At 44.7% G+C, this 12,197-nt stretch carries 14 protein-coding genes; all 14 read left to right on the top strand.

Annotation, left to right across the window (positions count from 1 at the left end):
- Positions 1 to 84 precede the first annotated feature (84 nt).
- The 14 genes from ACQRBH_RS05825 to ACQRBH_RS05760 all read left to right on the top strand — a co-directional run bounded on the left by ACQRBH_RS05825 (position 85) and on the right by ACQRBH_RS05760 (position 12,189).
- Positions 85 to 753, top strand: a complete 669-nt coding sequence (locus ACQRBH_RS05825; RefSeq protein ID WP_427761160.1) for a DUF4355 domain-containing protein — start codon at positions 85 to 87, stop codon at positions 751 to 753.
- 15 nt (positions 754 to 768) lie between these two features.
- Positions 769 to 1,974, top strand: a complete 1,206-nt coding sequence (locus tag ACQRBH_RS05820) for a hypothetical protein (protein WP_427761159.1) — start codon at positions 769 to 771, stop codon at positions 1,972 to 1,974.
- A gap of 17 nt (positions 1,975 to 1,991) precedes the next feature.
- The gene (locus tag ACQRBH_RS05815) at positions 1,992 to 2,255 is read left to right on the top strand and encodes a hypothetical protein (protein WP_427743373.1); all 264 of its coding nucleotides are present in this window, start codon (positions 1,992 to 1,994) and stop codon (positions 2,253 to 2,255) included.
- Positions 2,256 to 2,267: 12 nt separating this feature from the next.
- Positions 2,268 to 2,603 (top strand): phage head-tail connector protein, encoded by a 336-nt coding sequence (locus tag ACQRBH_RS05810; protein WP_427761158.1) that lies wholly within the window; start codon positions 2,268 to 2,270, stop codon positions 2,601 to 2,603.
- Positions 2,600 to 2,902, top strand: a complete 303-nt coding sequence (locus ACQRBH_RS05805; RefSeq protein ID WP_427761157.1) for a hypothetical protein — start codon at positions 2,600 to 2,602, stop codon at positions 2,900 to 2,902. Before ACQRBH_RS05810 ends, ACQRBH_RS05805 begins: the two co-directional genes overlap by 4 nt.
- Positions 2,895 to 3,263, top strand: a complete 369-nt coding sequence (locus tag ACQRBH_RS05800; RefSeq protein WP_427761156.1) for an HK97-gp10 family putative phage morphogenesis protein — start codon at positions 2,895 to 2,897, stop codon at positions 3,261 to 3,263. The genes ACQRBH_RS05805 and ACQRBH_RS05800 overlap by 8 nt, the downstream gene beginning before the upstream one ends.
- Positions 3,264 to 3,275: 12 nt before the next feature.
- Positions 3,276 to 3,665, top strand: coding sequence for a hypothetical protein (locus ACQRBH_RS05795; RefSeq protein ID WP_427761155.1), 390 nt, complete (start codon positions 3,276 to 3,278; stop codon positions 3,663 to 3,665).
- Between the two features lie 12 nt (positions 3,666 to 3,677).
- The gene (locus ACQRBH_RS05790) at positions 3,678 to 4,184 is read left to right on the top strand and encodes a phage major tail protein, TP901-1 family (RefSeq protein ID WP_427761154.1); all 507 of its coding nucleotides are present in this window, start codon (positions 3,678 to 3,680) and stop codon (positions 4,182 to 4,184) included.
- Between the two features lie 20 nt (positions 4,185 to 4,204).
- Entirely contained in the window at positions 4,205 to 4,615 is a 411-nt protein-coding gene (locus ACQRBH_RS05785; RefSeq protein WP_427761153.1) for a tail assembly chaperone, read from the top strand.
- 122 nt (positions 4,616 to 4,737) lie between these two features.
- Positions 4,738 to 4,962 (top strand): hypothetical protein, encoded by a 225-nt coding sequence (locus ACQRBH_RS05780; RefSeq protein ID WP_427761152.1) that lies wholly within the window; start codon positions 4,738 to 4,740, stop codon positions 4,960 to 4,962.
- A 3-nt stretch (positions 4,963 to 4,965) separates the two neighbouring features.
- Entirely contained in the window at positions 4,966 to 7,923 is a 2,958-nt protein-coding gene (locus ACQRBH_RS05775; RefSeq protein ID WP_427761151.1) for a tape measure protein, read from the top strand.
- 8 nt (positions 7,924 to 7,931) lie between these two features.
- On the top strand, positions 7,932 to 9,464 hold the full coding sequence (locus ACQRBH_RS05770) for a distal tail protein Dit (protein ID WP_427761150.1): 1,533 nt from the start codon (positions 7,932 to 7,934) through the stop codon (positions 9,462 to 9,464).
- Positions 9,464 to 11,128, top strand: coding sequence for a phage tail spike protein (locus tag ACQRBH_RS05765; RefSeq protein WP_427761149.1), 1,665 nt, complete (start codon positions 9,464 to 9,466; stop codon positions 11,126 to 11,128). The genes ACQRBH_RS05770 and ACQRBH_RS05765 overlap by 1 nt, the downstream gene beginning before the upstream one ends.
- Positions 11,129 to 11,139: 11 nt before the next feature.
- Positions 11,140 to 12,189, top strand: coding sequence for a hypothetical protein (locus ACQRBH_RS05760; protein ID WP_427761148.1), 1,050 nt, complete (start codon positions 11,140 to 11,142; stop codon positions 12,187 to 12,189).
- Positions 12,190 to 12,197: the final 8 nt, after the last annotated feature.

Genomic DNA, 12,197 nt, shown 5'->3' with positions numbered 1-12,197 from the left:
ATGTCCGAAATGACGTTAAACTATGATTCTATGCAACACTCTGGGACGTATGGAATGGAGCGGGGCAGAAAGCGAGGTAACAGTATGAAATTTAAAGATAACCATTGGAGATTTCCAATGACGAATTTACAGTTGTTTGCCGATGGAGACGGCGGCGGATCTGGAACCGGAGACGGCGGCGGAGCAGGTGCAGGAACTGGAGCAGGTAGTGTAACTGAACAAATGTCATTTGATGATTTCTTAAAATTGGAAGGAAATCAGGCAGAGTTTGACCGGCGTGTGCAAAAAGCCACGCAAACAGCTGTGAGTAACGCACAGCAGAAATGGAAGACTCTGACAGATGATAAGGTATCCGAAGCGGAAAAGCTGGCACAGATGACAAAGGAAGAGAGAGCCGAATATAAAGCACAGAAGCTTCAGAAAGAGCTTGATGATTACAAGAAGAAAGAAACACTTTCCGAGATGTCGAAGACAGCAAGGAAGATGTTAGCAGATGAAGAAATCAATATTCCTGATGAATTACTTTCACATTTGGTATCTGATAGTGCAGAAGATACAAAGGCTTCTGTGGAGTCTTTTGTAAAACTATATAAAGCAGCAGTTCAGGCGGCGGTAAAAGATGCATTGAAAGGAAATCCTCCAAAAGCAGGCACAGGAGGAAATCAAACGATGACAAAAGAACAGATTCTGGCGATCAAAAATCCATCTGAGAGACAAAGATTGATTGCCGAGAATATCACATTATTTCAATAAAGGAGAAGATGAAGCATGCATAACATTGAAAAATTAGGATTACAGGTATTTGCAGCACCTGATAACATGACTGGAAAGTCTCAGATTCAGGTGAGAGCTAGAGAGATTGATTTTGTAACGAGCTTTGGCAAGAACATGCAGGCGTTACTGGATGTCATGGGAATTACCCGAATGATTAAAAAAGAGAACGGATCTGTGTTAAAGATCAAGAAGGCTTCTGGAACATTGCAGGACGGAGATGTTGCTGAGGGCGAAGAGATTCCGATGTCTCAGTACAAAGTTGAGGAAGAAACATTCGATACAATTAAGATTAAAAAGTATCGAAAAGGTGTTTCTATTGAAGCAATTGCAGAAAGAGGCTATGAAGCAGCAGTAGAGATGACTGATGAGGAATTTAAGTCTGATCTGCAGAATGTAGTGCTGGATAAATTTTATACTCAGCTTAAGATGGGTTCTCTGGTAGGACATGAGACAACCTGGCAGATGGCATTTGCGATGGCAATCGGAAAAGTGAAGAATAAGTTTGAAACGATGAAGCGTACAGCAACTGGAGTCGCCGTATGGGTAAATACACTGGATGTATATAAATACATTGGTGCTGCTGACATTACACTTCAGACTGCATTTGGTATGCAGTATATTAAAAACTTCCTTGGTGCAGATATAGTGTTTGTATCTAGCCAGATACCGGAGAATACGGTAATCGCCACACCGCTCAACAATCTGATTGCCTATTACGTAGATCCGTCTGACGCCGAATTTGTGAAGGCAGGTCTTGAGTATACAACTGACTCTGCTACTGGATTCATTGGATTCCATGTGCAGGGAAATTACGAACATGCTATTTCTGATATGTTCGCAATCATGGGCGTGAGACTGTTTGCAGAGTATCTGGATGCAATCGCTTACATTGCGGTTGGAAGTTCCGATACTCAGACTCTTGGAGAGTTAACAGTAACGTCTGTTGCCGGTACCGAATCTGGCAAGACCCAGCTGACAGTTGAACCGCAGCTTGCATCTATTAACAACGTCCTGAAGTATAAAACAAATGTTTCAGCAGCAACGTCTGTTACTTATGGAATGGATGTTAAGACATGGACGAAATGGGATGGAGTATCTGAGATTTCTGCTACATCCGGACATCATATCACTGTTGTAGAGTGTGATCAGAACTACAAGGCTATTCGCTCTGGCGATGTTGTAGCCGTTGTGAAGTCATAAAAGGGAGGTAGCAGCATATGTACAAAGTTGTTAAAGCGTTCCATGATCTGAAAGATGTTAAGAAAACAAAAAGTGGAAATGTTTATTATGAGTACAATGTAGGTGATACATATCCTCGGAATGGGTTAAACCCTTCCGAGGAGCGTATTGCTGAACTTTCTGGGGAAAATAACAAGCAGGGAACTCCGTTGATTAAGTTGGTTGAGGAAACTGTAAAGGAAGATAAAGAGGAATCAACTGTAAAAGATTCTTCAAAGAAAACAAAATCTTCTGCAAAATAGGGGGTGCGAGAAATGGCGGTACTTGATGATGTAAAGCTTCTTCTTGATATACCGGAAAGTGATGCTGATTTGGATAATAAGTTGAATCTGATTATCAAAAATGCGGAGCGGCAGGTACTGTCACATCTGCCGTCCGGCTTAGATAATGTCCCGAATGAATTGGAATATATCGTTTGTGAGCTTTCCGTAACTCGGTTTAACCGTCTTGGAAATGAAGGTATGTCCAGTTACAGTCAGGAAGGAGAAAGTATTACATATGGAGATGATATCGCTCCGTATCTTTCTGCTATACAGGCTTGGAATAATATGCAGAAGAACAATACAAGAGGGGTGGTGCGATTCCTATGAGGTATAGCAAACCGCTCTTCTTTGTGAAATCTGGAAGTAAAGTATACGATCCTGATACTGGTAAATGGAAAAAAGGGTCTGATGCCAGAATTAAGAAGTATGCAAATGTGACTCATATGAGTGCAGAATGTCAACAGAAAGTTTTTGGCGATGTAAAAGCAAACCGTTACATCATCAGATTACAGAGGGAATATATAGATTCCTACGATTATATAGAAATGGATGGGAAAAATTATACCGTAGATACAGAACGATTCTCGAGTGATAAACAAAGTTTGGTGGTGATACAAAATGGCTGAGATAAAGATTGAAGGTTTGGATAAGCTGGAAAAGCAGTTAAAAAAGAACGCTACATTGAATAAGGTGAGAACAGTAGTCCGAAAGTGTGGAGCTGATTTACAAGGGACAGCGCAGAGAAAGGCACCTGTTGGCACACCGGCAAGCACAGGTATCCCGGGATATGTCGGCGGTACATTAAAACGGAGTATAGGGCTTGAATTGTCGGATAGTGGAATGACAGCGGAGGTTGAACCTACGGCAGAATATGCGCCTTATGTTGAGTATGGAACGAGGTACATGAAAGCAAAACCGTATCTAAAGCCAGCTCTTGAAGAAGTTGAACCTAAATTCAAGGCAAAAATGAAAGAATTGGTGAAATAGGAGGCGGATGCAATGAAAACAGCGGAGCAGGCGATTCACGATGTTTTGTGGAAGTCTCTATCATCGCGGGTTTATGGGAATATCTATGAGAGCAGACCAATGAATGAAGTTGGATATCCATTTGTGGATTTTGAAGATCTTCAGACGAATTACTCTGGCACGAAGAGCGGTGCAATATCTAATGTATCTGCAAATTTGAACATTTGGGATACGGAAGATAATCGCAAGAATGTATCTAATATCTGCGGATCCATATTTGAGCTGTCATCGTGTCTGAATGAGGCCTATGGATTTAAAGTATCTCTCCGTGTGCAGGATTCCAGCATCCGAATCATTCAGGACAGAACCGTAACTCCTCCAGTTTGGCGAGGAATGGTAAATTTAGTATTTGATATTTTATAAGGAGGAAATGAAATGGGAGTAATTAAAGGAAAGAGAATTATCTATCTATATCGTATTTTAAAAGATGCTGCTACAGATGATGCAACAGCAGTCGCATTTACGACAGAAAACAGTAAATCAAAGTCTAGAGATTCAGATACCGTTACTACGAAGGATGGGACTATCAGAGTTCCCGGAGAAGTAGAGACAGAGATTAGCACGACAGCACTTTTTGCAAGTGAGAATGATGCTATGATCGATAAGTTAGAAAAAGCTCTGGATGATGGAGATAAAGTGGAGATCTGGGAAGTAAATCTGGACAAGCCTGGAACTAGCGATAACGCAAGTAAGTTTGCAGCAAAGTATTTTCAGGGATATGTGACCAGCTTTGAGTTTTCTAGCAATTCGGAAGACCATGCAGAGGCTTCATTAGACTTTGGCATTGAAGGAAAAGGCGTAGATGGTTATGCAACCGTCACAGACGAACAGCAGGAACTTGCAGCATATGTATTTAAAGATACACCAAAAACAGGAGCATAATTATATGGAGGTAATGAAAAATGTATGAATTAGAAATGAATGGTCAGTTAGTTCAGCTTAATTTTGGAATGGGATTTCTAAGAGAAATAAACAGGACGGTATCAGCACCTGTTAATGGGCTGAACGGAGTGACACAGAACATTGGGTTGAGATATACAGTTGCAAGATTGATAGACAAAGATGTAGAAGCTCTTGTAAAGGTAATCAGTGTTGCGAACAAAGGATGTGAGCCTAGAGTAACGGAAGGAGCCATTGATGCTTTTGTCGAAAATGAAGAAACAGATATGGACGAGGTGTTCGAAAACATTTTGGGTTTCTTAAGGAAAGCAAATGCTACAAAGAATGCAACTCTGGAAGTGATCGAGGAAGTGGAGAAAGAAAAAGCGAAACAGGAAGCAATGGAGAAGGCGAGGATGGAAGTGATGCATTAAGCATCGAAGAATACTACCATGAAGTGGCGGTTGACTGCTTCCGGTATCTTGGGTTTAAAAGCCTATCAGAAGTAGACCGCCTGACAATTCCAGAATATGAACTGTTAATGGAAGCCTACCAGTTGAAAATGGTTGATGATAATTACCACGCACACTGGCAGGCTTTTCTTAATTTTGCTGTACAGGCTAAGAAAAAGGCTGGAAAGCGAAAAGAAAGGCCTGTTTATAGCCGGTTTGATAAATTCTTTGATTACGAAAAAGAAATCAAAAAAATAAAGGCCAAAAAGAAGGATAAAAAAGAGCGTTTTTCTGGAATTGGTAAGTTGTTAAGAAAGGAGGGCACATAAAACATGGGTGATTTTTCTGTAAAAGCAATTCTATCTGCAACAGACAAAAATTTTTCATCTACGATGAAGAGTGCCCTTGGTTATACAAACAATCTAAAATCTACCCTGACAAGCGGAATTGGATTCGGGGCAATGATGGCAATCGGCCAGAAAGCAATATCTGTTGTTGCGAATAGCACGGCTGGTCTTGTCAATGAGATAGATTCTTCAAATGCTGCCTGGAAGACATTTTCTTCCAATATGCAGATGGTTGGTAAAAACACCGATGAAATTGTAGGAATTAAAAAAGAACTTCAGGCATTTGCTGAGCAAACAATTTATAGCTCGTCCGATATGGCAAGTACATTTTCTCAGTTAGAAGCAGTTGGGACAAAAAATACAACAAAGCTTGTAAAAGGATTCGGAGGACTTGCGGCAGCGGCTGAGAATCCCCAGCAAGCAATGAAGACATTGAGTCAACAGGCAACACAGATGGCTGCAAAACCTACAGTTGCATGGATGGATTTTAAGCTGATGTTGGAGCAGACTCCAGCTGGTATTGCTGCAGTTGCGAAGCAGATGGGAAAAACAACATCGCAGCTCGTCACAGATGTACAGGATGGGAAGGTTTCAACAGAAGAATTCTTCGATGCAATTTCTGCTGTTGGTACGAACGATGCATTTACGAAGCTTGCCACAACGTATAAAACGGCTGGACAAGCTATGGATGGATTACAAGAAACTGTAGCAAATAAGCTGACACCATCTTTTGACGTATTGTCAGGTGTGGCAATTTCTTGTATTAGCGGCATTATAGATAAAATGGGAGAAATGGATGGAGATGCACTTGCAACTAAAGTATCTGGATTCGTAGATAATGCCAGTAAATATTGGAGTGTATTTAAGGCGGATTTTATCGAAGTGAAAAATGCATTTGGTGATGCCGTGAGTGCAATTGTCGGTGATATCGGAGAACTTACTGGCGCGTTTGGATCCACGGAGAGTGTGAATAGCTTCTCGAATGTGCTCGGCGTAGCTACGAATGCATTAACAACTTTTGCTGGTTTTTGTGAGAAACATTCAGAGACGATTGCAAAGGTAATTACGATTTTGCCGAAACTGTATATTGCATATAAAGGATTTAAAATTGTAAAGGCAGTAGCTCCATTTGTTGGAGCGTTCACCGGGGCAATCGGTGGATTGGCGAAAATGGGATTAAGCAAATTGGCACCGAATCTTTTCAATGTAGCTAAAGGACAGGACGAAGTCGGCAAATCAAGCAATAGCAGTTCAAAAAAGATGGTTGCATCTGCAAAAGCGTTTATGATGCTTGGTGTAGGTGTGCTTACTATTAGTGCTGGATTCTATTTGCTTGCACAGTCTGCAGTTGCGGTCGCAAATGCTGGTCCATTGGCTGTCGGGGTTCTTGCCGGTCTTGTTATTACGGTATCAGCTTTGAGCGTTGGTATGGTGAAAATGTTGTCTTCCATGAAAGGAGGAACGAAAAAGTTATCTGCAATGTCCACAGCTATGCTCGCACTTGGAGCCAGTATATTATTAATTAGTTCGGGATTTTGGATTCTTTCAAATGCCGCTGTGAATCTTGCAAATGCTGGTCCGTTAGCTGTAGGAGCAATGTTGGGAATGGCAGTTGCAATCGGAGCGCTACTGATTGTAGCTAAATCTGTTGCACCGACATTGACAGCAGGTGCAGTAGGGTTTATTGCATTCGGAGCGGCTGTTGTTTTAGCTGGTGCAGGAATGATGCTACTATCCAATGCCGCCATTAGTCTTGCTAATGCCGGACCTTTGGCGATAGGTGTAATGGTTGGTATGGTAGCTGCCATAGCAGGTCTCGCTGCCGGTGCAGCTGTTTTGGGCCCAGCACTAACAGCAGGTGCAGTAGGGTTTATTGCATTCGGAGCTGCAATTGTTCTTGTAGGTGCTGGTGCGCTATTAGCATCTGCGGCATTAAGTGTTGTGGCTGGGGTATTGCCTACAGTTGCTCAATATGGAGCTCAAGGGGCTGTTGCGATTGCAGCACTTGGAGCCGGTATGCTCGTGTTTGCTGTTGGAGCAACGATGGCTGGGGCAGGGTGCATGATTTTAGGCGCAGGTCTTCTTGTTGCAGCAGCAGGGCTAGTAGTGTTTGGGGCTGGAATGACTGTGGCTAGTGCCGGCACAGTGGTCATGTCATTAGCTTTAAAGACTGTTAACTCCAGTATGAAATCAATAGCAAGCAATGCAAAATCTGCAAAGAGTTCATTGACCAGTATGACATCATCCATTGATGTGGTTAATAGCGGATTAGATGCACTTGGAAATAAAGCCAAAGCTGGTATAAATAAATTGACAAGTGCGTTTTCTAATGGGGCCGGAAAAGCACAGTCATCAGCACAGACAATGATGAATGGATTTAATTCTGGAATTAGAACTGGGGGAAATATGGCAGTTGCAACATCCAGAAGTATTACGAATTCAATTGTATCTTCTATGAGATCTGCGTCATCTGGTTCTTATAGTTGTGGCGTGTATATCGGTCAAGGATTGGCAAATGGTATGCAAAGTCAGCTCGGAATAGTAAGAAGTGTATCAGTACAACTTGCAGCTGCAGCAGAGGAAGCAATTAGAGCAAAGGCTAAAATTCACAGCCCTTCTAGAATTTCTTATAAGCTAGCACAATACTGGGGAGAAGGCTGGATAGGGGGCTTGATCTCAAAAGTAAAAGCTGCATGGAAAGCCGCAGAAGAATTAGTATCGATACCAGATCTGGCAGCATCAGATGCAAATCTGTCATTCGCAGGCGGCTATGGAAATGCGACATTGTCAGAAGATTATAACTATAACCATACCGGTACGTATACAATCATAGTTCCTGTTGAGGTGGATGGACGTGAGTTCGCTAGAGCTACGGCTTCATATACGCAGGAAGAGCTGGAAAAGATCCAGAAGCGTAATAATCGAAGGAATGGGATAAGGTAGGTGAAAGAATGTACAGTTTTATAGACACAGATTCGAATGTGCCTGTGGCAAATGTGTTGCCGGCTGAAGCAATGTCTGTTAACGGCACGTATATAGAAAATGAGATAGCCGGTTATCGGACCTTGCAGGTGGAAGGAAGAGAACTTTTGGAGTCTGAGATCAGTGAAATGCAGATGGGATTCCGAGATGGAAGCTACTATCAGCAGAAGAGGGATGTTTCCAGAACTCTCACAATCACCTATCAGCTTTTGGCGAACGACGCGGAAGAGTTCCGTGAAAAATTTAATAAGCTATGCCGGATTTTGGATCAAGAACAGATGCAGATTATATTTGCGGACGAACAAGACAAGTTTTACACTGGTACAAAATCAAGTGTAAGTCAGCCTGATCCAGGGCGGCTGAATGTAGTCAGCTCTTTCGTAATCTATTGTTCAGACCCATATAAATATGCTGTCACTGAAAAGACAGCATCCAATAATAACGCCACATCGGTTGCGCTGGAGAACAATGGTACAAAAGTTATCCCCATCAGCGTAAAGGCCACAATGAAATCAGACAACGGTTACCTAGGATTGACCCTGGGTGACCGTTTTTATCAGGTGGGAGATCCGGGAGAGGTGGATGAGGTGGAAAAGGAGAAATCTGAAAAACTTTTTGACACCCACTTTACGTCTGCGGATGGATGGCTGCTCAATCAGGGCATTACCCCACCGGTGACGGCAGAACGCTTGCAGACCGGTACAGTGACTTATGTAACTGAGGATGCGGAAAGCGATGAGGGCTATGTAAAAGTAGCTGACTACAAGACGGGTGACAGCTGGCATGGAGCGGCACTGACGAAGACCGTGCCGCAGGACTCCCAAGGAGAATACCCTGTCAATTGGCGATCAGAATGGCGATTTGATATGAACACGGATGGAGGTCAGAACAAGGGCAGCCAGATCGGCCACAATTCGGTAACCTTTTCGGATGAGAATGATGAGATTATCTGCGCTGTCGTGTTTGAGGATAACAATCCGGTCTATGAGCGGTCTGACATGGCTGTGTATATTGACGGGAACCGGGTGTGGGACACAAGGGAGACGACAAGCTTTTACGTGACTGGACGAGGCGGAAATGGCCCTGTGGTGATTGTGGAAAAGCTGGGAAACCAGATCACGGTTAGCTTCAGCTATGGAGGAATAAAAAAGACATTTCTTAGCAGCAAGCCGGATGCCCAGCTCCGTAAAGTAACCTGGTATTGTGCAGCATATAAGAGTTATGCTCCGATCACAAATAATAACATCCGGGCCCTGAACGTCACGAAGCACAATGTCCAGTATTTTGAAGATATCCTGAATTTCCTGTCAGAGGGGGATGTAGTGGAACTGGATGGGCCGAAAAACGAGCTTTATATCAATGACATTAAGGACTGGGACCGGGTTGATATCGGAAGCCGGCCCCTGCTTTTACCTCCTGGGCAGCATACACTGGGGATCATTGTGTCAGAGTGGGCGGAAACTCCAGAGGTTGAAGTCACTTATCAAGAGAGGTGGTTATAGTGGAATGGTATATTATTGGCCGGGACATGCATGTGCTATGTCACGCATCTGCAGACGCACCAGATAGCCTTCCTATTGATGACAGTGGATCCAGTATGGGACAGAAGATTACGATCACCAACAATGTAGCTGTTGGGACCTATGATTTTACAGTCCCTGCCGGCCATCCGGATAGCGCATACATCGAAGAAGGGAATTATATTGCTTTTGAGGATAAGTATGGCAAACAGCGTCTGTATACGATTATGACGGTGGATGGTGATGAGGAATGGGACGTACATTGTGAGGACATCGGCCTGGATATGATCAATGAGGATGCGGAGATATGGGACTTTACCGGAACTCCGAAGACGGTAGCTGAGACCCTGAACAGCATGGTTCTGGCCGACTCCGGATGGACCATTGGGATTAATGAGATTCCGGACAGGACGAGGGCTACCAAGTATGAAGGCCTTACAGAGAGCCAGCTGTCCAGGCTTGGGTCCGTCATGAATGCATTTGAGGCGGAGTGTGATTTTGAGATCCAGATGCAGGGCTCCCGTGTGGTGAAGCAGGTCATTAATATTTATGAGTCGCTGGGTGAGGACAAAACACAGCAGCGGTTTATCGACGACATCAATCTTGTTGCGTTGTCCCGATCCGGGAGCATAGAGGATCTGTGTACCTGTTTACGGTGCTACGGGAAGGAAAATTCAGAGACCGGAGAAAGGACCACGATAGCTGATATTGTATATGATGATGGACGGTATTACAGCCCTAAGGGGCAGATCCGGATCTTCGATCGGGAAGCAAGAAATAAGTGGTCCCGCTTCCGGGCCTACAGCTACGAAGGGCAGGGAGAGTTTGACGGATACATCAACGGGACTTTTGAGTATGATACAGATGATCCACAGGAGTTATTTAACCGGGGGCTGTCTGAATTAGAATCCAGGAATAAAAAGAAGGTATCTTATGAAGCTGAGCTGTATGACCTGCAGGCAGATATCGGGGATACGATACAGATCGCAGACCACAGGCACCGGGAGAAGGTTTATCTGTCTGCAAGGATACAGACGGTGCAGAACCATTATTCGGTGGAAGGCGAGGATACGGGAGTACTGGCCAATTATAAGATCCTGACATCCAATCCCTCTACAGATGTGTCAGATGCCCTGGAAGAGTTGAAAAAACAGCTGGTGACGATCAGTGGGACGGACGTATCTTATCAGGTCGGCACATCCGGGACGGAGCCGCCGACGGGGGAATGGTCTTCCGTCCCTATAGAAGTGGAAGACGGCCAGTATTTATGGACTCGGACAGTCATCACCTATTCTGACGGGAGTAGCACTACGTCCTATTCTGTGGCCCGGAGCATGAAGGGTGAGGATGCGATCCTCCTGCAGATTGACAGCAGCAACGGGGACACGTTTAAAAACAGCAGCATTGCCACTACGTTGACTGTGGTGATCATCATGGGAGGCAATCGGATTGATACATCTGCAAAGATGGCGGATGCGTTTGGACCAGATGCCTATCTCATGTGGGAGTATAAAGCGTTTGGGGCGGATACGTTTACAGTGATCCCGGAGACGGATCCGAGGTTGTCTGATAATGGTTTTATCTTTACGATCGGTCCCCAAGACATAGACGTAAAGGCTGTGTTTAACTGCAGCCTGATATTTTAAGGAGGATACATATGCCAGTAAAAGCGAGTAACCAGAAAACACTGATGGACTTGACGGATGGATATTCCGTCATCCTAACCAATGACAATTATACATTTTTAGGGGATACAGACAGTGTCGAAGGCACCCAGTCTACGACCTGCCAGATCCAGGCACTGCAGGGAGCCAGCCAGGTAGCATGTGAGGTGGGTGAGATTACCACGCCTACAGGGCTGAGTATCGTCAGTAACGGCCAGACACCAATCCCTACACTGACGATCACGGCCACGGCCGCACTGACTCAGTCCGGCAGCGTGACCATACCGGTTGTGATCGGAGACATTACTATCAATAAGGTGTTCAGTTGGTCCATTGCCTTCCGAGGGCAGAACGGGCAGGACGGGAAGGATGGGACGAGTGTGACCGTGACCAGCACGTCTGTAACCTACCAGGTAGGTGCATCCGGGACGACGAAGCCAACGGGACAGTGGAGCACCAATATTCCAAATGCCCCTGCCGGACAGTATCTGTGGACGAAGACGGTTGTAAATTACAGCGATGGAAAGAGCACTGAGGCCTACAGTGTGTCCCGCAGTGCATCTGATGGGCAGGATGGACAGGACGGCACCAGTGTGACAGTCACGGATACGGATATTACATATCAGAAGAGCAGTAGCGGCACGACTCCGCCCACAGGGGTATGGTCGGAAACCATACCTTCTACTGCGGCTGGTGAGTATCTGTGGACAAGAACTATTATCACCTACAGTGATGACACATCGACCACGTCTTACAGCGTGTCACGGAATGGGACAAACGGAGCGGATGGAGAGGATGCTCTGAATTTGATCATCACTTCCAGTAACGGGGATATCTTTAAGAATACGGCCATTGCTACTACACTAACCGCACATGTGTATAAGGGCGGTGCTGAAGTGACAGGGAGTGCCCTGACCGCTCTGGGGACGATCAATTGGTATAAGGATGGCAGTTCGACGGCTATGGCAACTGGACAGACGCTCACGATTTCAGCAGGTGACGTGGAGAATAAGGCAACATACGTGGCGCAGCTGGAAGGATAAGATGGGAG

The sequence above is a fragment of the Bariatricus sp. SGI.161 genome, from assembly GCF_050313695.1.
GTDB lineage: Bacteria > Bacillota > Clostridia > Lachnospirales > Lachnospiraceae > JAFBIX01.
Note: the sequence above shows the minus strand (reverse complement) of the source record. Positions and strands in the feature narration are given on the sequence as shown.

Excerpts from the sequence above, each read along its gene's own strand:
- ACQRBH_RS05825 (WP_427761160.1), top strand. The coding sequence starts at position 85 with ATGAAATTTAAAGATAACCATTGGAGATTTCCAATGACGAATTTACAG.
- ACQRBH_RS05820 (WP_427761159.1), top strand. The coding sequence starts at position 769 with ATGCATAACATTGAAAAATTAGGATTACAGGTATTTGCAGCACCTGAT.
- ACQRBH_RS05815 (WP_427743373.1), top strand. The coding sequence starts at position 1,992 with ATGTACAAAGTTGTTAAAGCGTTCCATGATCTGAAAGATGTTAAGAAA.
- ACQRBH_RS05810 (WP_427761158.1), top strand. The coding sequence starts at position 2,268 with ATGGCGGTACTTGATGATGTAAAGCTTCTTCTTGATATACCGGAAAGT.
- ACQRBH_RS05805 (WP_427761157.1), top strand. The coding sequence starts at position 2,600 with ATGAGGTATAGCAAACCGCTCTTCTTTGTGAAATCTGGAAGTAAAGTA.
- ACQRBH_RS05800 (WP_427761156.1), top strand. The coding sequence starts at position 2,895 with ATGGCTGAGATAAAGATTGAAGGTTTGGATAAGCTGGAAAAGCAGTTA.
- ACQRBH_RS05795 (WP_427761155.1), top strand. The coding sequence starts at position 3,276 with ATGAAAACAGCGGAGCAGGCGATTCACGATGTTTTGTGGAAGTCTCTA.
- ACQRBH_RS05790 (WP_427761154.1), top strand. The coding sequence starts at position 3,678 with ATGGGAGTAATTAAAGGAAAGAGAATTATCTATCTATATCGTATTTTA.
- ACQRBH_RS05785 (WP_427761153.1), top strand. The coding sequence starts at position 4,205 with ATGTATGAATTAGAAATGAATGGTCAGTTAGTTCAGCTTAATTTTGGA.
- ACQRBH_RS05775 (WP_427761151.1), top strand. The coding sequence starts at position 4,966 with ATGGGTGATTTTTCTGTAAAAGCAATTCTATCTGCAACAGACAAAAAT.
- ACQRBH_RS05770 (WP_427761150.1), top strand. The coding sequence starts at position 7,932 with ATGTACAGTTTTATAGACACAGATTCGAATGTGCCTGTGGCAAATGTG.
- ACQRBH_RS05760 (WP_427761148.1), top strand. The coding sequence starts at position 11,140 with ATGCCAGTAAAAGCGAGTAACCAGAAAACACTGATGGACTTGACGGAT.